We start from the raw sequence: 23,953 nt of genomic DNA, 5'->3' as shown, positions 1-23,953 counted from the left end.
TTACATCCTTTCATTGAGTTGTTTCAGTTCATCAAGCAGTATATCCATGAATTCCCGGCGGCTGCCCTGGCGTTTCAGTTCCTTCTGCACCTGGCCGTCCCGCATCAGTAGAACCCGGTCACAGTGGCTGGCGGAGAAGCTGTCATGTGTGACCATGAAAATTGTGGCGTCCAGTTTCTCTTTGGCTTCCCGGAATGCGCCGATGACGGCGGCGCCGGAACGGCTGTCAAGGTTGCCGGTAGGCTCATCCGCCAGAATCAGATCCGGATGGTTCATCAATGCCCTGGCAACGGCGGTGCGCTGCTTCTGCCCTCCTGAAATCTCAGCGGGATATTTGTCCGCGATATCGGTGATGTCAAACAGCTCCATCAGGTTTTGGGCCTTTGCCTCCATGGGCTTATAGGGAGAATGAAGAATGATTTTGGGAATACAGATGTTTTCAAATACCGTCAGGCCGTCCAGCAGGCAGAAATCCTGAAATACAAAGCCCAGTTTTTTGCTTCTTACCTGCGCCAGCCGTGCTTCATCCAGATTCTCCAGCGGCGTGCCGTTCAGCAGGATTTCTCCGGAATCATGGGGGATAAAACAGGAGATGCAGTTGAGCAATGTGGTTTTGCCGCTTCCCGAGGGCCCCATGACAGCCACGAACTCGCCTTTTTCAACGGTGAGGTTAACGTCCTTTAACACCTCATAGGTGGCGGAGCCGGTGTGATAGCTTTTATATAAATGATTTACGTGCAGCATGTTTGATTCCTCTCTTTCTTCCGGGCTGTGTCCGGTGTTTATGCTTCTATTGTAGGGGAAAAGGCGCCTGTTTCCCACGGGAGGCAGGGTAATGTTTGGGAGATATTTTGTAAAGTTCGGTGATTCACGGGAAATAAGGAATATGTTATACTGGATACGGCTTTGGCGCGCCGCCTGAAATCGGAAGCGCGGCCGCGGCGGGCCTGAATTGGAAAAAGGAAGAAACGGAGCTGTAACGGAATGCTGGAAATTGCGATTTGCGATGACGAAAAAAAACTGAGGTTGGATCTGCGCCATGTGATAGAAAAAGAGCTTGCGCTTGACGGCGTGGAGTTCGGCCTGACCGAATATGAAAGCGGGGAGGCGCTTCTTCGGGGCATCAGGGAAAGGAATGCGGATATTATTTTCCTGGATATTGAGATGGGCGGCATGAACGGCATGGAGGCGGCCAGGGCGCTCCGGAAAAACGGACAGCCTGCGGTAATAATATTTGTGACCTCCTATCCTGATTTTGTATTCCATGGCTATGAGGTCAGGGCGCTGAACTACATATTAAAGCCGTACAAGGAAAAAAAGATAAAAGAGGTTCTGCGGGATGCGCTGAAGGAACTGGAAATCAGTACGGAGAAATATTTTACGGTGGAGCAGAAGTCCGGCACCCTGCGTCTTGCGCTGGGACAGGTCAGGTATTTTGTCAGCGAGGGAAGAAAGATAGCGGCAGCGGCGGAAGGGGAGAGAATCTCTTTTTACGGGAAGCTGGGCGAAGTGGAAGAAGAGCTGCCTGACTTTTTTGTCCGCTGCCACAACAGATATCTGGTGAACCTGAATTATGTGACGAAGCTGGAAAGCGCGGCACTGTATTGTGAAGGAGAGAAAATACCGGTCAGCCGTTCCTGCAGCCAGGAAACGGCGGCGGCTTTTGCGAGGTTTATGCTGAAATGATGGTTTCAAAAAATCTGATAATCTGTGTATTATCAATCATATATGTATCCTTTATTTTCCGCTTCCTTCTTTGCTTCCTGAAGCTGAAGCAGGGACTCCTGCAAAAGGCGGCCGCCATTGCAGGGGTCTGGATTGTGGGCTGTACGGTGGTTTTTCCGGAGGACCCGTTTAACGTTTTCGGGATGCTCGTTTTATTTGCCATGGTGCTGCTCATCTGCTTTGAAGGAAGCGTTGTGCGGCGGCTGTCGGTGGTACTCCTCCTGTATCCCATCATTGTATCCGTCAATTTTGTGACCCTGGATGCCACCGGAATCGTTTTTTTCCGGCTGACGCCGCAGACTCCCTTTTGGGATGCTGCGCTGAACGCTTTTTCCATGCTTTTGCGGGATCTGATATGGATGGGGATTTACTTTGCCTTCCGTAAAAAGGCCGCCCATTCCATAAAAATGATGACGGACCGGATGTGGCTGCTCATGGATATCGTATGCGCCGCGGCATTTGCAGGCAGCATCACCCTGATTTCCACAATAAGCCATAAAGATGCCTGGCTCACCTATCCATCCTGCCTGGCCTGTGTGGTGACAAGCCTGGGCTGTATCTGGCTGGCGGCCTATATCGGTGAAACCATCCGCAGGGATATGGAAATGGAAAACATGAAGGTGCGCCAGGCATACTATGAGGAGCTGGAAAAAAACCAGCTGGCGGTCCGCAAGCTCCGCCACGACATGAACAACCACCTGGGTGTTATCGGCTCCTTCCTGGAGGAAAAGGAATACGACAAGGCGCTTGCCTATTTTAAAGAGCTGAATATCACCGCAGCGGCCCGAAACCGCAAATTCTGTGAAAACAGCCTGGTCAACGCGGTAATCAACGCAAAATATAACCTGGCGCTGGAAAAAAATATAGACTGCTTCGTCAACATCGAGCTGGATAACCTTCTCGCCATGGATGACGTAAGCCTGTGCACCATTTTCGCCAACCTTCTGGACAATGCCATAGAAGCGGCGCAGAAGGTCCCCGACAGGGAAGCCCGCCGCATTTCCCTCAAGGCCCGCTACACCGGGGAATCGCTCTGCATCGAGGTGGAAAACAGCAGGACCGGGGAACTGGCGGAATCCAAAGCCGGACTTCTCACCACCAAGCCTGATAAAGAAAACCATGGCTACGGCCTCCGATCCGTCCGTGACGTAGTAGAAAGCTACGGCGGCCATATGGACATCACACCGGCTGCCGATGCCTTCCGCGTAACCATCTGGATAGGCAGCCTTGTTTAGGGGGCTGGGAGATTTCCGGGCCGGGGCAGCGCTTTTGGAATTCGCAAAAGGATAAAGCCCGGTAACTCTTCTGTTACCCGGACAGATGCAAACTTCACAAAGTCTTAAGTATTATTAAGAAATTTTAGTATGGACAAATTCGGGAAAAAGTAATATAGTTGGTGAGGTTAAAAGGTTTTTGGGGGAAGGGGCATTTGACATAGTTTAGCGTGGCTTAAGAGAGGTGCCTGACATGAGACAGAATGAGGTAAGCTCCTGCGCTGCCGGAGGAATCGGGAGAGCGCGGAATTACCAGTTGGATAATTTGAAATGCCTGCTCATTTTTGCAGTTGTATTAGGACATATGCTGGAGCTGTTTATGGGTAAAGATTCGGGGAACCGGATCCTTTATCTGGTCATCTATTCCTTCCATATGCCGCTGTTTGCTTTCGTATCCGGAGTGTTTGCCAGATATAATCCGGATAAAATCAAGAAGAATATGATATATCCTTATCTGGTTTTCCAGACCCTTTATGTGATTTTCGCAAATCAGGTGCTGGAGAAGGATGCGGATATGCAGTATACCACGCCGTACTGGCTGCTGTGGTATCTGTTCGCCATCATCGTGTGGAATCTGGTGCTTCCGCTGGTGCAGGGCGGCAGCCTGGGCAGGAAGGCCGTCATGCTCATAGCGGCCGGGGCCGCCAGTGTGCTCATCGGCTTTGATGATAAGGCGGGATATTATCTGTCGGCCTCCAGGATTGTGGAGTTTTTCCCTTATTTCCTGCTGGGCGTATATTATAAAGAACTGAAGAACGGTGTGAAGGAAACGGTTTCGGAGCATCTGAGGAAGCATAGAAGGCTGTCCGTCCTTACCGGGGCGCGGGGAAAGGCCATGCTCAGGGCTTTTCTGATGGCCGGGCTGCTGGTGTTGATTGGGCTGCTTGTCTGGTTTATCAGCCGGCATGCGGAGGATATCAATTCCGCGTGGCTTTACGGCTCCGTTTCTTATAAAAAAGGAAATTACGGCTGGCAGTTCCGTGTGCTGAGCATCGGCGCTGCGCTGATGTGGCTTTTATTTTTCCTGTTGAGTATGCCGGCGGCGAAAATACCGTTTCTTTCCTATATCGGGGCGAACACTATGCCGGTGTATCTGCTCCACGGCTTTGTGATTAAATTCCTGAGCAAGATTAAGTTTTTTAAATTTGTGGAGCATGATGAAGCTGCGGCGCTGATTTTAAGCGTTGTGCTTGTGGCGTTTCTGTCCTGGAAGCCGCTGGTTAACTTCCTGTCGCCATTGTTTCGGTGGAACCGGGAGGATTTCAGGCGCAGCGGCCGAAAGCGGCTGAAGAAAAATACCATGCCGGGATGAAATAAAAACTATGCTGTGATGAAATTACGGAAGAACTGCTGCTTTTCATCAGTTTTCCTTATATGGCAAAATAAAAAGAGAAGCCGGAAGATGATATACCCTTCCGACTTCTATTTTTCTGTATTTCCCTGCGATTGCAGGAAGAAATCAGTATTATCTTGGTTCCTGAAAGTCTACAGTTCCAGAACCTCCTGCGCGATTTCCACTGCATCTTCAATGCAGCCGGGGCAGGTGCGGATAACCTTTCCTGTGTCAATGCCCTTCAGTTCACGGCATATGATAGTGCCATTCTTCTCTTCAAAGCGTTTCAGGATTTCGCGGGAAAGCTTATAGGTGTCTGCTTTGGTCCCGGGATTTGCCAGGCAGCCATCGCTGTTCTTAAAGCCTGCCAGCATTACGGCTCCTGAAACGGCGCCGCAGGTGCCGTCCATGCAGCCCATGCCCAGCCCGAAGGCTTCACCGGCACGGAAGAGGGTTTCCTCGTCCACGCCGATTTCCTTACAGAAGGAACAGGCAACAGCCTGACAGCAATTGTATTTCTTATCATGATTGGCAATCGCCAGTTCTTTTTTCGTCATGTCAGCTCCAGTTTCCGTAATTAATAAGCCTTTGCTTCCTCTTCACCCTTCATCACACGAAGTCCGCCCTGCGCCAGGGCAAGAAGCTCATCCTCGCCGGGATAGATTACAAAGTCGGCAATCCAGCCTACGCGCTTTTTCAGATCTTCACAGGTTACCTTGGAATAAGCGATGCCGCCTGTAAGGATGATCTTGTCAACCTTGCCGTTAAGGACGGTGGCCATGGCGCCGATATCCTTTGCCATCTGATAATGGAATGCATCCAGTACAGCTGCGTATTCCGGTACGCCTTCCAGCGCTTTGTCTTCCACGATGCGGGCGTCATTGGTTCCCACATAGCCGTTGAAGCCGCCGCCGCCAACCAGCTTCTTGTAAATTTCTTTTTCCGTATATTTGCCGGAGAAGCATAATTTCACCAGATCACCGGCGGGTACGGTGCCTGCGCGTTCAGGAGAGAATGCGCCTTCGCCGTCGAGGATGTTGTTTACGTCAACAATTTTGCCGCCTCTGTGTGCGCCTACGGAGCAGCCGCCGCCCATATGCACCACGATCAGGTTCAGCTGTTCGTAGGGGATGCCGGATTCCTTGGCGTATCTTCTGGCAACAGCCTTCTGGTTCAGGGCATGGAAGATACTTCTTCTGGGAAGCTCGGGGCATCCAGAATATCTGGCAACAGGCTCCAGCTCATCTACAACAACCGGGTCAACGATAAAGGAAGGAACGCCGATGGAATCGCCGATTTCCCTTGCCAGGATACCGCCCAGGTTGGAAGCGTGCTGTCCCTGATAGCCGATTTTCAGATCATTAAGCAGATCGTCGCTCACCTTGTAGGTGCCGCCCGGGATGGGCTTAAGCAGTCCGCCGCGCCCTACGATGAAATCCAGGGAATGGATGTCGAAGTTCTTCTCCTTCAGGAGGTCCGTGATAATTTCCTTACGGAAATCCTTCTGGTCGATGATGGTGGCGTACTTTGAGATTTCTTCAGTGGGGTGTCTTAAGGTTTCTTCAAAAAGAAGGGTTTCGTCCTCAAAAACACCGATTTTGGTTGAGGTGGAACCGGGATTGATAATTAAGCTCTTATAAGACATAGGGTTTTCTCCTTTTCTTTTATGAAGCGGTTAGTCCGCTCAGCCTCTTTTTTTATTCAGCTCTTCCGCAACTACGGCAGCCAGGGCGATGGAGTTTACCTTTGTTTCAAAGGTATCGGAACGGCTGGTAAGGATGGCGGGAACCTGGGTTCCTGTAAGGATGCATCCGTTCTTTACGCCATTAACCATGTGCACAATTGCTTTGTAAACCAGGTTTCCTGCATGGATGTCGGGGAACAGCAGAATGTCCGCATCACCCTGGATTTTGCGGTCGGTTGCCCCTTTGTGTTTTGCAGCCTCCGGATCAATGGCCAGGTCGAGGGAAAGCGGTCCGTCAACAACACAGCCGGTGATTTTTCCTTCCTCGCACATCTTTGTCAGCTCGGCGGCCTCTACGGTTACGGGCATTTTCGGGTTAACCACCTCAACAGCGGCCAGAGGGGCTACCTTGGGGTTGGGAACGCCGCAGGCATGAGCCACTTCTACGGTATTTTCAATAATATGTACCTTGTCCTCCAGCGTAGGGTAGGTCATGAATGCCACGTCGGTGAAGAACAGCAGCTGGTCGATGCCGGGGATATCGAATACGCATACATGGGAAAGCGGATTTCCGGTTCTCAGGCCAACCTCTTTGTCAAGAATACTCTTTAAGAAGGTTTTGGTTTCCAGAAGGCCCTTCATGTACATATCCACCTTGCCGTCATGGGCAAGCTTTACTGCGGTCAGGGCAGCAGTCCATTCATCGGGTTCGTTGATAATTTCGAAATCGGAAATGTCAATGCCGCCCGCTGCTGCGGTTGCTTTGATTTTTTCCTCATCGCCTACCAGGATGGCGTTGGCAATGCCGCGGTCCTTGGCCGCCCTTACCGCTTCCAGAACTGCGCTGTCCTGCGCAACGGCAACGGATACGGTCTTCTGGCCGCATTCTTTTACTTTGGAAATCAGTCCGTCAAAACTTGTACTCATTTGTTCGCACCTCATTTGAAATTGTTTTATGGTATTGTGGAATCTGTGTTGCTGCGGGCAGATGGAGAACCATTACCTTCCATACGCCGGAAACGGCAGGAACCCCGGAAACTGTATAAAAAATGCCCATTGTTAAAATTATAACACTTCTATTTCTAAAGGTCAAGGCAGATCACCACACCCGCAAGGAGAAACGTAACAGTTCAGCCTTCGGCCGAACTGTTACTGCATCCGCCCATTATAAGTCACCTTCGGCGAGGGGCGGATGCCTGCTGCCACCACGTTTTCTCACGGTTTGCGCAGTGAATGCGCAAACCTGCCCGAACTGTTACGGAGAAACGCATCAGCGCAGGCGCCATCCTTTCCGCCGTTCCAGTCTGCGCTGGTGCGTTTCTTCTGCCAAAGTGGTTGCAAGTAACTGTGAGGGTACTAAACAGCTGCGAAGCGGCAATACTTTAAGAAATAGTTAACGAAATCTTAAATGCGGTATATCTAAGAAAATGGTATAATATGGATAGTTATGACGGAAACGGACTGTTATTAAGCAGAGAAAGTAATCTGTTATTGGAAAACGGAGAATTACGAAGGATGAATGATACTGAGGAAAAAAAGAGAAAAGGGGACGATTTTCTCCTGCAGGGGGCCATTTTGGCCGCCGCCGGTATTATAGTGCGTTTTATTGGCCTGATTTATAAAATCCCCATGACACGCATCCTGGGTGACGAAGGCATTGGCTACTATAATACTGCTTATGAGATTTATAATATCGGCCTTATCCTTTCTTCCTACAGCCTGCCGCTGGCGATATCAAAGCTGCTGGCGGGCTATGAATATAAGGGAGAGCGGGAGAACTCCCGCAGGGTTCTGGTATGCGGCGGCGTTCTGGGGGCCGTTGCCGGCGGGCTGATGACTGCGGTTCTGCTTGCGGGCGCGGAGAAAATAGCGGAGGTAATTTTCAAGAGTCCGGGAAGCGCCTTGCCGCTGCGGGTCATGGCGCCGACCATTCTGGTGTTTTCACTGATGGGAGTGCTGCGGGGGTATTTCCAGGGGCATGGAAATATGGTTCCCACGTCGGTTTCCCAGATCGTGGAGCAGTTGGTTCATGCCGCTGTGAGCATATGGGCTTCCTTTGACTTTTTGAGGCGGTTTGCGGGAAAAGAAAATCCCGCTTCCTATGGCGCGGCAGGAGGCACCCTGGGAACGTTTGCGGGGGCCGCGGCGGCTTTTGTGCTGCTGGCGGTGCTGACGGCGAAGCATGTGACGAAGCAGAAGCGGATGCATTCCGCCAAAGCTGCCGGGGAAAAAAGTGAAGAAACCGCTTCGCTAAAACACATTTTTATGCTTCTTTTCCTGACGGTCCTTCCTATTATCCTAAGCCAGACGGTGTACCAGCTAAGCGGTACTGTGGACAATGCCCTGTTCGGCAATCTCATGTCGGCAAAGGGTTTAGATGAAGCGCAAAGACAGTCAATGCTTGGAATTTACAGCGGAAAATACCGTCTGCTTACCAACGTTCCGGTAGCCATAGCGACGTCTCTGGGAGCGTCCATGATTCCCAGCATCGTCATGTCCAGGCTGGGAAAGGATACGGAGGAGGTAAGGCATAAAATCGGCATCACCATAAAATTCAACATGCTTCTGGCCATACCCTGCGCAGTGGGGATGGGGGTGCTTGCTTCTCCGGTTATGCAGCTGCTTTTCGGCGATTCACGGAAAATCTCGTCGGATCTGCTGCGTCTGGGGAGCTGTGCGGTGGTGTTTTTCTCGCTTTCCACGGTGACGAATGCGGTGCTGCAGGGAATCGATCTGATGAGGAAATCCGTGACACATTCCGCTGTTTCGCTGCTGATCCATGTGATTTTCGTTTATGTTATGCTGAAATGGCTGGACTGGGGCGTCTATGGCCTGGTCATCGGCAATGTGACGTTTGCCCTGGTGGTCTGCATCCTGAACTGGCGGGCAATCGGTAGGGAGCTGGGCTACCGGCAGGAGGTCAGAAGGACTTTTCTTCTGCCGTTGTGCGCCGCGACGGCGATGGGCGCTTCAACGGCTGCGGTTTACAGTCTGACACGCCTGTGGGCGGGGAATACTGTGGGGGTTATTGCGGCAGTCTGCGCCGGAATCATAGTTTACGGCGCGGGAATCCTTAAGCTCAAAGCGGTAACCAGGGAGGAACTGGAGGAAATGCCGCTGGGAAGAAGCCTCAGCCTGGTGTTTTTCAGGAAAGCATCTGCCGGATAGGAAGAATTCCGGCTGGCTCTATCTTTTGTTCTTCGTGATAGGAGCGCTGTCTGTCCTGCTGGGACTGCGGGCCATGCGCGTGGACAGGGCGGAACCGTAAAAAACTGCCGGGACATGTGGGATGCCGGGGCCGGCGTTGAATGACAGGATGGTGATTATGAAATATAAAATTTTGCTGGTAGACGACGACAGGGCGCTGTTAAAAATGCTTTCCAATTTCCTGGAATTAAAGGGCTATGAAGTGAATACCGCATCCGGCGGGATGGAGGCCATGGAAAGCATAAAGGCCGCGCCGGATCTGATACTGCTTGACATCAATATGCCCGGCATGGACGGGCTGGAGCTTTGCAGGCAGATACGGGATAAGATTTCCTGCCCGATCCTGTTCCTCACAGCGAAGGCGGAGGAGCAGGACCGGGTGAACGGACTGCTTTCGGGCGGCGATGACTACATTTTAAAGCCCTTCAGCTTAAAAGAGCTGGAAGCCAGAATCATTTCCCATTTGAAACGGGAGGAGCGGCACAGGACGAAATCGGAGTACCGGTTCCGGGAAGGGCTGATGATCGACTACACGGCGAAGGAAGTGCGGATTGACGGCAAAAAAGCGGATTTCACCAGAACGGAATATGAAATCATAGAATTCCTTTCCATGAATCCCGGCCAGGTATTCGACAGGGAAAGGATCTATGAAAAGGTATGCGGCTACGATGCCCAGGGAGACAGCCGGGTCATTACAGAGCTGATCAGGAGAATCAGGAAAAAACTGGCGGAGTACACAACGGCGGAATTCATTGAGACGGTCTGGGGGATGGGATACCGGTGGGAAAAATAAAAGATCTTTCAATCAGAAAATCTATCATACTCTATATGGCGGCCAGCCTCATTTTGAGCTTCCTGGCCTCGGCGGCTGTCATGCTGGCGGCGGTCAGGATACAGAAACGGGTCTGGATAAAATATATGGATGCGTCGGCTTATGCACAACAGGCTGATTTTACCTTCCAGGACAGCATCCCAAGGCCCGGTGCCTGGGAAATGACGGACGCGGATCATTTTATTTCGGAGGCCTGTGATTTTCTGGAGACCTACAGCAGCCTGGTCATTTCCGTGGCGGGAACAATAGCTGCCGTGTTTTTATTTTACCGCAATAAGCTGAAGACGCCCCTTCAGGAGCTGTCGGAGGCATCAGGGCGGATTGCAAAAAACGAACTGGATTTCAGGATTGTTTATACCTCCGGGGATGAGCTGGGCAGGCTATGCGGGGAATTTGAGAGGATGCGGGCGGAGCTGGAAAGAAATGAGCGGAAAATGTGGCACATGATAGAGGAGGAAAAGGCGCTGCGTTCCGCCGTGGCCCACGATATCAGGACGCCCCTCGCCATATTGCAGGGATATCAGGAGATGCTGCTTGAATATGTTCCGGAGGATGCCCTGGACAAGGACAAAATGATGAACATGCTTCAGGAGGGAATGACGCAGATTGAGCGGCTGAAGCATTTTGTGGAAAGCATGCGCACCTTGTCCGGCGTTGAACAAAGAAAGGTTTGCTCCAGGGAAACTGAGTTTTCGGAGTTGCAAAAACTGGTGGAGCGAAGCGTGAGCTTCATGGCGGAGACGGCGGGGAAGCGGTATATGGTCAGCTGCAAAAATACGGAGGAAAAAATATGCCTGGATGCGGAGCTAGTCCTGGAGGTGGCGGAAAACCTCGTATCCAACGCCCTGAGGTATGCAAGGACAGAGGTGGCGGTTGATATCCGCATGGCGGGAAAGGAGCTGGAACTGACGGTCATGGATGACGGAAGCGGCTTTACGGTGAGCACGCAGCAGGCCATGAAGGCTTATTTCCATTCCAATCCCCAGGATGATCTGGAGCATTCCGGGCTGGGAATGTATATCAGCAGGGTATACTGCGAAAAGCACGGAGGCAGGCTGGCCGTGGGAAATGCCGAAACAGGAGGCGCAGTGGTAAAGGCTGTATTTTACGCAGCTGGGGACGGATTTCAGGAACATAGGTAAACAGGAACACAGGTAAACAGGGAAGGGATCGATAGAGAACGGTTCGTAACTATACAGTTACGGCTGTTCTTTTTTTCTGTTGTTTTTTTGTTGATAATCGGATGCTAGGATATTTTTATAGAAAAACTGCGGCATGGCTGCTTACCCATGGGGCAGTGCCGCAGGCATAAAAAGAAAGGCGGGATATTATGAAAGCCATTATCCGAAGAGAACTGAAAAACTACCTGAAAAACCCTTTTTTCTGGATCGGTCTTTTCTTTATTGTTTTTCAAATGTATCAGATACTCAGTCCCTATCTGCATATTCACTATTATCAGCAGGGAGAGGCGGCTGAGGAGCTGGCAGAGGAGAATATCGGGGATGCGGACATCACGGACGGGTATGTGCCCACGGACGAAGGGAAGCGTATGGAGCTTGCCTGCGAATTGGTAAAAAGGGATATGGCGCAGGAGCTTAACATGACAGAGGAAGAGGCCGGTGAAATTCTGGCAAAGATGCGCAGGGAGGATATGAGCCTGGAGGAAATGGAAATAAGACTGGCTGAGGACTATAATTTCTATACAAAATACGGCATCCGTTATTACTATGACATATCGGAGTTTCATAAGGGAAGTGCGGGGGAAATTAATGACTATCTGGACAGGAGCCTTTCAGAGCATAGCTATTCCTACTACCTGGGCAGAAAATTCACGGATTTCTGCGGCCTTTTTCTGGGATTTACGGCGATGCTTCTGCTGGCGTTCCTTTTCATCCGGGATACGAAAAGGGATACCTGGGAGCTGCTGCACACAAAGCCGGTGAGCGCATCCGCTTATATCTGCGGGAAGGCCATGGGCGGTTTCCTGGCAATGGTTCTGTTATGGGGCTTCCTGACCCTTCTGTTTGGAGGAATGTGTGAATATGCGGGGATACAAAACGGATTCCCGGTCAGCTTTCCGGTATTTTTCGCTGCGGCGGCCGTGTATATCCTTCCCAACCTGCTTATGATTGCCTGCGTTTATACGGCAGCTGCCCTGGTATTTAAGAATCCGCTGCCCGCGGTTCCAGTTTTGTTTTTATATATGATCTATTCTAATATGGGCAGCAGGGGGCCGGACGGGAACTATGGCTATTTCGGCAGGCCGCTGGCGATTATGGTGCGTTTCCCGGGAAAGTTTTTTGAAACCGAGCAGCCTCCGCTGGTGTTGCTCAACCAGACGTTTTTAATCTGCGCGTCGGTGCTTCTGCTGATACTTTCCATCAGCATCTGGAAAAGGAGGCGGATTTATTGAAACAGGAAATCAAAATTGTCCTTCCGGCATATAAAATTTTTTATTCGCTGTTCTTTCCGGTGGTTCTCTGCCTGATCAGAGGCGTGGCCAGAGCCGATGAAATCGGCGGCGCGCTGGATTCCAATATGGCTCTGCTGTCCCTGGTTTTCTGCGCTGAAACCTGGGTGATGGAACGCAGCGGAAGGCGCTGGGAGATATTTACGCTGTATCCGGTAAAAAACAGGACGAAGACGGTGCTTCGCAGGCTGGCGGTGCAGCTCTGTTATTTATGCGCGCTTTCCTACGTGGGATATTTCTTTTACTATTGGCAGAAGCCCGCCGTTCCGTTGGGAAAAACGGCGGCGGGCCTTTACGGAAGCTATATTCCGGCAATCACGGCCACAGTGATTTTCTTTGGCGTATTGTCGATGACCTTGTCCAATCTGTTTCAAAACCAGTGGGCCGGGATTGGAGGCTCCTTCCTGCTGTGGCTGACGCTGTACTCCACGTCCGGTGACAAGGTTTTGGGAAGGTTCAATATTTTCGCCTATGCCTTCCGGGAACTGGATGGCCCGGAGGACTTTTCCTGGCTTTGGGGAAAGGCGGCGGGGATTCTGATTGCGGTGTTTTTGCTGGTGTGGCTGCCCCATATTTTAAAGAAAAGAGGATGAAGGAGTTAACATGCGCCTGGGGAGCGCTTTTGAAGAAGGCGGAGGGTAAACACTGCCCCCGGACGGAAGGAAGCGTTTCCCGCCGCCTGATTTGAGTATAACATTAGCCGCGTATTTTTTTCGCGCAGATAGGAGCAGGAATGAATATAAAAATGAAGGATGTAACGGTGAGCTTTAAGAACGGCGTAACAGCCGTAAATCATGTGAATCTGGAAATCCCCCAGGGGATTTTCGGGCTGCTGGGGGAAAACGGGGCGGGAAAAACCACGCTGATGCGGGTGCTGACTACTGTATTGAAGCCCTCCTCCGGAACGGTGCTGATGGACGATTTGGCTTACAGTGAAGGCAATTATGAGAAAATCCGGCGAAAAATCGGATATCTGCCCCAGGAGCTGAACCTGTACCCGAACCTGACCGTCCGGGAATGCCTGGAATACCTGGGTGAGCTGTCCGGCGTGCCCCGGAAGGAATGCAGGGAGAGAATTGACGAGTATCTGGAAAAAACAAGCCTGGCGGAGCATCAGAAGAAAAAGATGAGGCAGCTGTCCGGCGGAATGAAACGCCGGGTGGGCCTGATTCAGGCGCTTTTGAATGAGCCGGATTTCCTGATCGTGGATGAACCTACCACGGGTCTTGATCCGGAGGAACGGATACGTATCCGGAACCTGCTGGTGGATTTCTCCAAAAACAGGACGGTGCTTTTTTCCACCCATGTGGTGGAGGATCTGGCCGCTGCCTGCAGCCGGCTGGCTGTTATGAAAAAGGGGGAATTCCTGTATACAGGAGAGATGAGCGAGCTGCTGCAGATGGCAAAGGGACATATCTGGGTGGGCACGGTTAGGAATGAGGAAGAGGCCCGGATGTGGGAACAGACCTGCCATATTACTTCGAAGCAGTATACGGAAAGCGGCCTGCGGGTGAAAATCATCAGCGGGGAAAAACCGGGACCAGGATGTGTGCAGCCGGAGATTACGCTGGAGGACGCCTATATGTATCTTATGAACCGGGAGGCAAAAAACTAAAAAGGGGCGGGGACGGCGGAGAAGTGTTTTAAAATACATGGACACTTCTCCGCTGTCCCCGTCCCCGGAGGCTTATCTGGCGGATTTCCCATTGCGGAGGAAGCCCGCAAGCAGCAGAAGCCCGCCAATGACAAAGCTGGAAAGCAGAACAATCAGGCAGACGTTCGCATTAATTAAAGCATTTGTCGACCAAAGGGTAAGATTGGCCTGGAACACACTCAGATGATAGGTGCCGTCTAAAATCAGGCTGATAATATCATTGGCGAAAGCAGTGACCGCGCCCACGGCAATGACGCAGATACCAGCCCGGATGAAGCCGTTGGCTTTCAGGTAACGGATGGCTGCAAACAGCGCCCAGGCGATCAGCGCGCCCACAGTGGAGATAAGAAGCGCCGGCCGCCAGTAACCGGCAGCTTTGCTGTAAAAACCACAGGAGACAATGAGCAGGTAAAAAAGAATCGTATCCACAGCCATGACAAGCAGCCCTTTATTCCGTTTTGCAAAGCCCTTTAACGGCGCCTGGCCGATGACGAAGGGCAGAAAGACCACGGAAAGCCCGAACAATACGGCCGTTGTGGCCACAAGCAGCCAGTTTCCCCCGCTATATAGACAGCAGGTCAAAAGCAGCAGGAACAAACTGGCGGCAAAGCTTCCCAAGGTCCACAGCCCCTTCTTTTTCTCCGCCATCATGGGTACGGCAGTGATGGCGGCCAAAACCAGCAGGGAAGTCAGCACGATAAAAAACCAGTCCAGCGTATTTCCGGTGGCAAGGTTGGCGATAAAGCAGGTAAGAAGCGTGACGGCAACAACGATAAATCCTGCAAACAGGGCTTTCTTCTTAATGCTCCTGGTATAATTTTTTATAATATCTTCTTTTTCATCATGCAGACAATTTTCATAGGTGTTGTCCTGCAGTTTTTTCATTAAACTCCGGCAGGAAGCGCATTCCTCCAGGTGTTCCTCCACAATTTTCTTACTCTGTTCGCTGCAGGCCTTATCATAATAAAGCGGCAGCAGGTCTTTAATAACATCACATGAATATTTCATAGCTCCTCCATCCTTTCCTGAATTTTAAGACGTGCGCGGTGGTAAGTAACTCTTGCCCAGTTTTCCGTTTTGCCGAACAGCTTTCCGATTTTCTGGAAAGACAGCTCACCGAACACTCTTAGCTGAAATACTTCCTTATATGGTTCTTCCAGATTATGCAGCACCTGATGTATCTGAAATGCGGAATCCTCGTTCATGACGGCGCTTTCCACACTGATGCCGGACGCCTTTTCCTCTGTTTCGGCAACGCAGGTTTTCTTCTGCAGCCGCAGCTCGTCGGTGAACAGGTTCTTGGCAATGGCGCACAGCCAGGTGAGCTCGGAGGAATTCCCGGCATATTTCTTCCCGGCGGTGATTGCCCTGAAAAATGTTTTCTGCGTGATTTCCTCTGAAATGTCCCGGTTCCTGGACAGCGCCAGGACAAAGGAATATACCTGCATGTAATAGGTGTTGTATAACTGCTCGAAATCCATTTCCACGACTTCGCCTCCCTTCTTATTGATTTTGCTGGTTAGACGGAGGAGTTACGGTTTCGTTACAAGGTTTTTGAAAAAAATATTATTATTCAATATCAATCGTCCCAGTAATCCCGGACAGCGCGCCTTCCTTCAGCTCCAGTGCCATGCACCATTCCCCGCAGCGGGACTTGTCCGCCACATGGTAAATCCCGAATTCATAAGATCCCCTGAATCCAAAGCGATGGTAAAATTGCGGATCCCCGCAGAGAAACACGGCCGTGTAGCCAAGCTCCTGCGCGATTTGAAAGGCTTCCTTCATCATAGCAGTGGCGATGCCCCTGCGGAAATAATCCGGATGCACGCTGATAGGAGAAAGCAGCAGCTGCGTCACGGCGCCCTCCGGTGTGGTAATGTCCGTTTTATACAAAACGATTTGCCCCACCAGCCGGCCGTCGTCATTTTCCGCAACCAGGGAAAGCTCGGGAATAAAGGCAGCCTTTTTGCGGACTTCGTTCAGATAATCCCATTCCCCTTCATTGGTCGAGGTGGCAAAGGATATTTTTACAAGCTCATAAACCTCCGCGTAGTCGGCGGGTGTTTCCTGACGTATTTTCATGGCGGCTCCTGTCTGCCCTTTTAGGGGCGGGGATTAAAGAAATTAACATAACAACAGATTTTGAAAGCAATAAATAATTGATGGTTTCCAGTGTGTATGTAGTGGCGTTCATTTGTAATAGCATAGAAATACAGAAAAAGTCAAGTAAATAAGACCGGATTATAAAACTCTATTGCCGCATGCTGTTTCTATATTGATTTGGGGTTAAAGAGGTTATTGTCTTAAAATTTTTTACAAATATGGAGGAGTCAGAATAACCTATGTGAGCGGCGATATCCTTAATAGTCATATTGGTTTTTGTAAGAAGCTCCTTTGCCTGATCGATTTTCAATACCGTAATATATTTGGCAGGGCTAATGCCCAAATGCCGTTTAAACTGCTGACTGAGATTATTAAGTGATAAACTGAAATGTTCTGCAACGGCTCCAAGATAAAAGTCGGGCTCTGTAAAATGTTCCATAATATAGGATTGAATGCGTTCCATTTTTAAATTAGAACATTCTTCTGAGCTTTTGCATACAGAGACGGTATCAGAAAGGGATTTCTTCATCAAAGTAAGAAAAGCAGCAGCATCCTCGCAAGTTTTTATTTTTGAAAGCTTTGAAAGGTAACGATTGATAGTCTGGAAACTTTCTGGTTGTTCCGTGCTCAATCCCTGACAGACGATATGGAAGACTTCATAACAAACTGTTTTTGCCATTGAGTAACTGAGTGTTTCAGAAAGAAGCTGTGAACTGATACATTCCAGAATTTCTATCGCACTATCTTTGTTTTCACTGGCTACCGCACTGCGCAGACTGTTTAACTCCATCTGGGGATAGAATAATACTGGGTTAATAGAGGCCGGAGAATGATAATAGTGGATTTTGTTATCAGGAAGATCATCATAATTATATTTGGATAAGGCTTCAATATAGGATATATGGATTTGGTCTTTTTCCATGACAGGAGAACCAACATATAACTCTGCTGAAATTCCCTCTCCATTCAGAATTTGCAGCATTTTCCGAAACAGTGAGTCAAGCTGTGTATTTTGATTACTGATGGATCCTATGACAGCATAAATGCGCAGGTCAGATTCCAGTGTACAATAGACAGAAAAACCTGGATGTGCAGCATAATACAGCATATTGTCAAGAAAAAATTGTGGAGATGGTTTCTTGTTAAGCCTGAAAATACATACAGTGAAATAAGTACTGTTTAAAATTACACGGTAGTTTTCCAGACTCTTATTGATTGTCTCAATATTATCATACTGATTGTTCAGGAGTCTGTTCAGAAGAAGGCTTCTTGACACATACTGTTCCTGGATTAACTGTTCGTCAAGAAGCCGGTTGTGCTTGGTCAAAAGATCCATGGTTTGTATCGCCTGGTATATTTCTGGTTTTGCATTGGTTGAACGCTCATGAATCAGTCCTGTACGCTGTAATGCATGCTTAAGATCCCGGTAAGGTTTATAGCTTTGATAACTGAAATAACTGAGGAGAATCATGGATAAAGTGCAGACAATAATGCTTGTAAGAATAAAAAGTTGTCTGGCATGATAAAAATCATAAAATGTTTCCTCATCATTTAATACTGTAACAAGACTATAATCACCGCCGGACATAGATGAAGACAGATAACTGTAAGGATTAGCCGTTGTTACAGATGTTCCATTAGATCTTGCATAATCCAGGTCATATTGGGGGCGGCCGGTTTTGTTAATCAGACAGGTTTCATCGTAGTAAAGAGCATATTCCTGCTGGGAAAAGGGCATAAACCGTCCCTGCTGGACAATGAAAACCAGATATCCATAGGGGTACAGAGAATATATAGGATAAGGGGCTATAAAGCAAAGTTTTCCGTCTGAGAACAGCGGAATCAGTCCCTTGGCATTCCATTCGTCTTCGGATATACCTGAAAGTGCGGAGGAGAGAGACGGACCAAATAAAGCCTTAAAAGTATTCTGGGTATATGTACTCTGCGCAGCATAGACAAGACTGCTGTCAGGAAAATATAAAATAATTTCTTCAAGAGTATTATTCAGAGCCTTACAATAACGAAGCTGATCAATCAGATCAATACGGGACATAATATTTTCGTTCAGTTCCGTTTCTGAAATTTTGATTTGTGAAGCAATATCTATCAATTTATTAATATTCTGTTCGAAATCGTTTAGTTTATTGTTTTGGTAGGAAAGTTCCAGATTATATGTTGTTGTCTGGAATTTTTTTATAAGCTGAGTATGTGTAAAAAAAACCAGGCTTATTACAGGAATGGAAAAAACAATAAAATATGTAATGAAATTACGGACAGCAGTCTTTGGAATATTCATTTCTCGGAATCACCCCGCATTTGATATTGATAATCTATTATTGTATAGTATATTAAATGTAATTGTCAAAGTCAACAAAATATATGGAATTATATGGAAAAAATTAGAATAAATTCACAAAAATGAAAAAAGAAGCATAAGTGAAATAAAAACAATGCGCAAAAATGAAGCGCGAACAATGAATGAATTATGCAATATTTACTGCGAGCGATAAAAGAATTAAAGTTGGATTAGCCGGTGAGGGAACTTTTCAAAGAATCAAGTCCCGGACAAAAGAAATAATTAAAGATAAGGAGTGGTGGGAGTGACAAAAAACAAACTGCTGTGGAAGAGATGGAGGGTACTGTACCTTATGCTCATTCCAGGAATAATCTACATTTTTATTTTCAATTACATTCCTATGTATGGAGTGACAATAGCATTTAAAGATTTTTATGCTTCTAAGGGGATTTTGGGGAGTCCGTGGGTAGGCTTGGAACATTTTAAAAGAGTTTTCCGTTCACCGGATTTCCTGCCTATATTATGGAACACTTTAATACTGAGTATTTATCAGCTTGTATTGACATTTCCGATTCCTATCTTTCTGGCGTTGCTGATAAACTCGTGTCAAAGTAAGAAATTTGGTAAGTTTGTTCAGAATGTTACATATGCGCCGTATCTGGTATCTGTAGTAGTACTCGTAGGCATGATGATGATTATGTTTGCACCCAGAGGAGTTTTTAATAATATTCTTGAACTGGCGGGTGGAGAACGTCAGCTTTTTATGGGAGATGAAAAGTATTTCAGGCATATATTCGTTCTTTCTGCCGTCTGGCAGACTACAGGATGGAATTCAATTATTTACCTGGCCACACTTTCCGGAGTCAGTCCTGAGCTTTATGAGGCGGCAAGGATGGACGGAGCAAATAAATTACAGCGGATTATTCATATAGATATGCCGCATATCATTCCTACTATTGCAATTATACTTACTCTGAATGCAGGGGCGGTAATGAGTATGGGCTTTGAAAAAGCGTATCTGATGCAAAATGATTTGAATATCGGAGTATCCGAAATTTTATCTACCTATGTATATAAGAAAGGACTTCTGGATATTGATTATGGGTATTCGGCAGCAGTGGGGCTGTTTAATAATGTGATAAACCTCATTATACTGCTGTTGGTAAATAAAGCGGCAAAGAAAATAACGAAAAGCTCATTATTTTAAGGAGGTTTATATGGGAAGGAAAAAAGTACATGTCAAACGCTCCGGCAGTGATTTGGCTTTCGACATTATAAGTTATTTAATACTGGGAATTGTATCTTTGATTGCAGTTTATCCGCTTTATTTTGTTCTGATTGCTTCCATCAGTTCTCCAGAAGCGGTAAATGCCGGCAAGGTTATGCTGTACCCAATAGGCGTAACGCTGGAAGGATACCAAAAATTATTTGAAGACTCACGTATCTTTACAGGATACAGGAACACGATTCTATATACGGCAGCAGGAACAACGCTGGATTTATGTCTTACACTTATTACAGCCTATCCGCTTTCTTTCAAAAAACTGCCGGGAAGAAAAATCTTTACAGGATTTTTCCTTTTTACCATGTTTTTTAATGGTGGTTTAATTCCCACTTTTTTATTAATAAAAGGTTTGGGATTATATGATACGCCCTTTGTACTCGTACTTTTGGGAGCACTGAATATATATAATATGATAATTGCCCGTTCATTTTTTGAAGGAACAATTTCAAAAGATTTAATGGACGCGGCAGAAATTGACGGCTGCGGTAAATTCAGATTTTTTATTTCGATTGTTCTGCCGTTATCAAAAGCTTTAATAGGGGTTCTTGTTGTATATTACGGGGTAGCGCACTGGAATCAGTATTTTAATGCATTAATTTATATTTCAAAAGAAGCTCTTAGGCCGCTTCAGATGGTACTAAGAGAAATACTGATTCAAAATTCCTCCACCATGCAGGTTTTTGATGAATCTATGATGCTGGAACTGCTGCGAAGAGAAAGATATGCGGAGTTGATAAAATATGGGGTTATTGTAGTGGCATCCATACCAGTGCTCTGTATTTATCCGTTTATTCAAAAATATTTTACAAAGGGGGTTATGCTGGGGGCGGTAAAGGAATGAGTATATAAGGCTGTATATGAAAACAAAGTAAGAAAACATTATTTTACAGGAGGAAGAACATGAAAAAAAGATTATTAAGCTGTGTTTTAGCAGGAGCTATGATTGTTGCAATGCTGGCGGGTTGCGGCGGAAACAGTGCGGAAGAAAATGCAGTACAGCAACAAAGTGAAGAAGCTCAGGAAGCAGGAGAAATCGGTTTTGTACCAGGTGAGTTTCCTATATCAAAAGAACCGGTTACAATTAAAATTATGATTCCTATTACAGCTTCCCATGCAAAATCGCTTGGCGATTTAGACATGATCAAAGAATATGAAGAAAAAACAAATGTGCATATTGAATGGGAAGAGGTGTCATCCGAGGCGTATACAGAAAAATACAAGCTTACGCTGGCCTCAGGAGATCTTCCTGATGCGTTCGGACCGTCATTTACCTATGATCCATCTGTTATTTACAAGTATGCAAAAGAAGGTCTGATTGTACCATTAGATGATTATATTGAAAACGCAACAATAAATATTAAAAAATGGATGAATGATTACGATGAATTCAGGGCGTTGTCTACTTATCCCGACGGACATATATATGCACTGCCTGCAATCGATGAAAACCAGAATATCCGTGTGGACAAGATTTTATATATCAATCAAAGTTATCTTGATAAGCTTGGCATGGATATGCCGGCTACCCTGGATGAATTTGGTGAATACCTTCGACAGGCAACGAGCAGGGATCTGAATGGTGACGGTAAGAACGAATATGGCCTGAGCTTTGAGGCATTACAAAATGCTCCCAGTATTTATACGTATTTGTTTGGTCTGTTTGGGGTTTCCTGGGATACGAGGAGTTATATGCATTCAGAGGAAGGAACAACACAGCTGCAATTTGCGCCGGCTATGGAGGAAACCAGGAAAGCTCTGGAATATTTCCATGAATGGTATGAAGAAGGGCTGCTTGATCCTGAAAACTTTACCCAAAGCAGCACTCAGTTGAAGGCCAAAGCCAAAACAGAAGGTGTGGCGGCGTCTGTAGTATTCTGGTATCTGGACTTGAATGACGGAGATGAGAGCATGAATGAATATCGTGTCATGAATCTTCCGGAAGGTCCGGACGGAAATCAGGTGTGGAGAAGAAACGGGCTGATACCCGGTTATGTGGGCAACCAGTTTTTTATCACTTCAGCTAATGAGCATCCTGCGGAAACACTTGCTTTTATTGACTGGTGGATGGACAATTCAGAAAATGCTTTAACAAACCGTTTCGGGCCTAAGGGTTACTCCTGGGATTATCTGGAGAACGGGAAGTGGACCGAACTTGCCAATATTCCTTCCGGGGAACCCAGGACAATGGAAAATTCCACTTTATATGCAACATGGGGATATGGAATTCCTTATTGGTGCTTTGGGGATTTTTGGGCTGAGAAAGAAATTACAGCGGAAACCGCATTGGAACGGCAGGGTGCTTTGAATGAAAGCTATATGAAGGTTGCGGCACCAGGCCTTCCGGAATTGGTATATGAAGAGGATGAAAACAGAGAGGCACTGAATATTAAGACAGATTTGTTTAAATATGTTGACAGCCAGCTCGCACAGTTTATTACGAATGGAGTGACGGACGAAAGCTGGGATGCTTATATTAAAAAAATGAAGGATCTGCAAGCGGATCGCTGGGCAGAGCTTTATCAGAAATACTACAATATAATGATGGAATCGTAAGGCTGCAGTCACGCCAATTAGGGAAAGGAAATTATGAATGTATTATGGATTTGTACAGATCAGCAAAGATTTGATACATTGGGATGTTATGGGAATCCCTGGGTAAAAACACCTAATATAGACAGGTTGGCTCAAATGGGCGTGAAATTTGACCGGGCATATGCACAATGCCCGGTCTGCGGTCCAAGCAGAGCTAGTTTTCTGACAGGGCGGTATCCAAGGACCTGTGGTGTGCGTCAGAACGGACAGGATATGCAAAAGGATGAGATACTTTTGCCAAAACTTTTACATATGAATGGATATTACTGTGGCTTGGCCGGAAAACTTCATATTTCCGCCTGTCATGATTCTGCATGTAAAATCATGGAACCAAGAATCGATGACGGCTATGATTTTTTCAGATGGTCACACCATCCGGCGGCCTTTTCCGGAACGAACTGGCCGATGAATGAGTATAGTATGTGGTTGGCTGAAAAGGGGACGGATTATATAACACCTGACAGAACAGAATGTAAATATATTCAGACAGGGATGCCTGAAGATCTGCATCAGACAACCTGGTGCACCAATCAGGCGATACAATTTATGGAGAGTGCTAAAAGATATCATCTTCCCTGGTTCTTTTCATTAAATTATTTTGATCCTCACCATCCCTTTGATCCACCGAAGGAATACCTGGAGAGATATCTTAGCAGGCTGGAAGAATTGGAACTTCCGGATTATGTGGAAAAAGAATGGGAAACAAAACCGGTATTTCAGAAAACGGATCATTTTGGCGCATATGATACGGAAGGTCTTTTCCCTTTTGAAGAAATGAGTCCGGCAGACCATCGCTATATACGTGCAGCATATTTTGCAATGATAGATTTGATTGATCATCAAGTGGGAAGACTGCTTGACTGGCTGGAAATAAATGAACAGCTGAATGATACCCTGATAATATTTACGTCAGATCATGGAGAAAGCCTGGGCGATCATGGCATGTATCTTAAAGGACCGTATTTCTATGAAAGCAGTGTACATGTTCCTTTGATTTTTACCTGTCCTGGTAAAATAAAGGGAGGGAGAACCAGTAATGCGCTGGTTGAGTTGACTGACATTTCGGAGACTGTCTGTGAAGCTGCCGGTATTCAAAAGGCAGCAGGTATGCAGGGAATGAGTCTTTGGCCATTGCTTACAGGAGAAAGAATGCTGAATAAACATCGGAACAATGTTTACAGCGAATATTATAACAGCAATATTAATCACCGTTCACCGCTGGCCTTTGTAACAATGGTTTATGACGGCAGATATAAACTCTGCAGAGTGCACGATCCCGAAGAAAAACAGCAGATAACGGGGGAATTATATGATTTGGCCGCAGATCCGGGAGAACATCATAATCTCTATTATGAAAAAGATGCAGAAGATGTAAAAATACTTATGCTGGAAAAGTTATGTGACAGAATGGCTCAGACATGTGATCCGCTTCCGGTGAGGAAGGCCTTTTGGTAAAGGAACACTTAATTGTCCGAATAAGGATTAAACAGCGGGATAG

21 protein-coding genes are annotated in these 23,953 nt (G+C 47.3%); 13 read left to right on the top strand and 8 right to left on the bottom strand.

Annotated elements, in window-relative coordinates:
* On the bottom strand, positions 1-744 hold the full coding sequence (locus tag DXC51_RS15400; RefSeq protein ID WP_117544909.1) for an ABC transporter ATP-binding protein: 744 nt from the start codon (positions 742-744) through the stop codon (positions 1-3).
* Between the two features lie 240 nt (positions 745-984).
* Here DXC51_RS15400 and DXC51_RS15395 point away from each other — a divergent pair, with 240 nt between their 5' ends.
* The 3 genes from DXC51_RS15395 to DXC51_RS15385 all read left to right on the top strand — a co-directional run bounded on the left by DXC51_RS15395 (position 985) and on the right by DXC51_RS15385 (position 4,311).
* Positions 985-1,686: a LytR/AlgR family response regulator transcription factor gene (locus DXC51_RS15395; protein ID WP_117544857.1), complete on the top strand. Its 702-nt coding sequence runs from the start codon at positions 985-987 to the stop codon at positions 1,684-1,686.
* The gene (locus tag DXC51_RS15390; RefSeq protein ID WP_117544856.1) at positions 1,683-2,960 is read left to right on the top strand and encodes a sensor histidine kinase; all 1,278 of its coding nucleotides are present in this window, start codon (positions 1,683-1,685) and stop codon (positions 2,958-2,960) included. Before DXC51_RS15395 ends, DXC51_RS15390 begins: the two co-directional genes overlap by 4 nt.
* A gap of 232 nt (positions 2,961-3,192) precedes the next feature.
* Positions 3,193-4,311 carry an acyltransferase family protein gene (locus DXC51_RS15385; RefSeq protein WP_117544855.1) on the top strand — a complete coding sequence of 373 codons (1,119 nt, stop codon included), beginning with the start codon at positions 3,193-3,195 and terminating at the stop codon, positions 4,309-4,311.
* A 173-nt stretch (positions 4,312-4,484) separates the two neighbouring features.
* Here the strand turns inward: DXC51_RS15385 and DXC51_RS15380 are convergent, their stop codons facing one another.
* Genes DXC51_RS15380 through ptb form a run of 3 tightly spaced genes read right to left on the bottom strand, consistent with a single transcriptional unit; the run spans position 4,485 to position 7,006 of the window.
* The gene (locus tag DXC51_RS15380; RefSeq protein WP_021640444.1) at positions 4,485-4,889 is read right to left on the bottom strand and encodes a C-GCAxxG-C-C family protein; all 405 of its coding nucleotides are present in this window, start codon (positions 4,887-4,889) and stop codon (positions 4,485-4,487) included.
* Between the two features lie 20 nt (positions 4,890-4,909).
* Positions 4,910-5,977 carry a butyrate kinase gene (gene buk / locus DXC51_RS15375; protein ID WP_021640445.1) on the bottom strand — a complete coding sequence of 356 codons (1,068 nt, stop codon included), beginning with the start codon at positions 5,975-5,977 and terminating at the stop codon, positions 4,910-4,912.
* A 39-nt stretch (positions 5,978-6,016) separates the two neighbouring features.
* A complete protein-coding gene (ptb, locus tag DXC51_RS15370; RefSeq protein ID WP_081745473.1) occupies positions 6,017-7,006 on the bottom strand; it encodes a phosphate butyryltransferase in 990 nt (329 codons plus the stop codon).
* Positions 7,007-7,531: 525 nt separating this feature from the next.
* Here ptb and DXC51_RS15365 point away from each other — a divergent pair.
* The 6 genes from DXC51_RS15365 to DXC51_RS15340 all read left to right on the top strand — a co-directional run bounded on the left by DXC51_RS15365 (position 7,532) and on the right by DXC51_RS15340 (position 14,140).
* Positions 7,532-9,184 carry a putative polysaccharide biosynthesis protein gene (locus tag DXC51_RS15365; protein WP_117544854.1) on the top strand — a complete coding sequence of 551 codons (1,653 nt, stop codon included), beginning with the start codon at positions 7,532-7,534 and terminating at the stop codon, positions 9,182-9,184.
* 157 nt (positions 9,185-9,341) lie between these two features.
* Positions 9,342-10,016 (top strand): response regulator transcription factor, encoded by a 675-nt coding sequence (locus DXC51_RS15360; protein WP_025490339.1) that lies wholly within the window; start codon positions 9,342-9,344, stop codon positions 10,014-10,016.
* Positions 10,004-11,197: a HAMP domain-containing sensor histidine kinase gene (locus DXC51_RS15355; RefSeq protein WP_117544853.1), complete on the top strand. Its 1,194-nt coding sequence runs from the start codon at positions 10,004-10,006 to the stop codon at positions 11,195-11,197. Before DXC51_RS15360 ends, DXC51_RS15355 begins: the two co-directional genes overlap by 13 nt.
* Positions 11,198-11,385: 188 nt before the next feature.
* Positions 11,386-12,468 carry an ABC transporter permease gene (locus DXC51_RS15350; RefSeq protein ID WP_117544852.1) on the top strand — a complete coding sequence of 361 codons (1,083 nt, stop codon included), beginning with the start codon at positions 11,386-11,388 and terminating at the stop codon, positions 12,466-12,468.
* Entirely contained in the window at positions 12,465-13,118 is a 654-nt protein-coding gene (locus DXC51_RS15345; RefSeq protein ID WP_117544851.1) for an ABC transporter permease, read from the top strand. The genes DXC51_RS15350 and DXC51_RS15345 overlap by 4 nt, the downstream gene beginning before the upstream one ends.
* Before the next feature lie 140 nt (positions 13,119-13,258).
* Positions 13,259-14,140 carry an ABC transporter ATP-binding protein gene (locus DXC51_RS15340; RefSeq protein WP_117544850.1) on the top strand — a complete coding sequence of 294 codons (882 nt, stop codon included), beginning with the start codon at positions 13,259-13,261 and terminating at the stop codon, positions 14,138-14,140.
* Positions 14,141-14,212: 72 nt separating this feature from the next.
* Here DXC51_RS15340 and DXC51_RS15335 read toward each other — a convergent pair whose 3' ends face one another.
* From DXC51_RS15335 to DXC51_RS15320, 4 genes are all read right to left on the bottom strand, one after another.
* The gene (locus DXC51_RS15335; RefSeq protein WP_117544849.1) at positions 14,213-15,187 is read right to left on the bottom strand and encodes a zf-HC2 domain-containing protein; all 975 of its coding nucleotides are present in this window, start codon (positions 15,185-15,187) and stop codon (positions 14,213-14,215) included.
* Complete coding sequence (locus DXC51_RS15330; RefSeq protein WP_021633983.1) at positions 15,184-15,660, bottom strand: RNA polymerase sigma factor; 477 nt, start codon at positions 15,658-15,660, stop codon at positions 15,184-15,186. The genes DXC51_RS15335 and DXC51_RS15330 overlap by 4 nt, the downstream gene beginning before the upstream one ends.
* A gap of 88 nt (positions 15,661-15,748) precedes the next feature.
* The gene (locus tag DXC51_RS15325) at positions 15,749-16,261 is read right to left on the bottom strand and encodes a GNAT family N-acetyltransferase (protein WP_102289961.1); all 513 of its coding nucleotides are present in this window, start codon (positions 16,259-16,261) and stop codon (positions 15,749-15,751) included.
* Positions 16,262-16,430: 169 nt separating this feature from the next.
* Positions 16,431-18,578, bottom strand: a complete 2,148-nt coding sequence (locus tag DXC51_RS15320; protein ID WP_117544848.1) for a helix-turn-helix domain-containing protein — start codon at positions 18,576-18,578, stop codon at positions 16,431-16,433.
* 304 nt (positions 18,579-18,882) lie between these two features.
* On the opposite strand from DXC51_RS15320, the gene DXC51_RS15315 reads away from it, so the two are divergent.
* Genes DXC51_RS15315 through DXC51_RS15300 form a run of 4 tightly spaced genes read left to right on the top strand, consistent with a single transcriptional unit; the run spans position 18,883 to position 23,910 of the window.
* Complete coding sequence (locus DXC51_RS15315; protein ID WP_021633979.1) at positions 18,883-19,785, top strand: ABC transporter permease; 903 nt, start codon at positions 18,883-18,885, stop codon at positions 19,783-19,785.
* Positions 19,786-19,795: 10 nt separating this feature from the next.
* On the top strand, positions 19,796-20,704 hold the full coding sequence (locus DXC51_RS15310; RefSeq protein WP_021633978.1) for a carbohydrate ABC transporter permease: 909 nt from the start codon (positions 19,796-19,798) through the stop codon (positions 20,702-20,704).
* A 59-nt stretch (positions 20,705-20,763) separates the two neighbouring features.
* Positions 20,764-22,416, top strand: coding sequence for an extracellular solute-binding protein (locus DXC51_RS15305; protein ID WP_102289959.1), 1,653 nt, complete (start codon positions 20,764-20,766; stop codon positions 22,414-22,416).
* Positions 22,417-22,449: 33 nt separating this feature from the next.
* Positions 22,450-23,910 (top strand): sulfatase family protein, encoded by a 1,461-nt coding sequence (locus tag DXC51_RS15300; RefSeq protein ID WP_025490348.1) that lies wholly within the window; start codon positions 22,450-22,452, stop codon positions 23,908-23,910.
* Positions 23,911-23,953 lie beyond the last annotated feature (43 nt).

This window comes from Eisenbergiella massiliensis (assembly GCF_003435485.1).
This window is presented reverse-complemented; position numbering and strand designations above follow the sequence as displayed.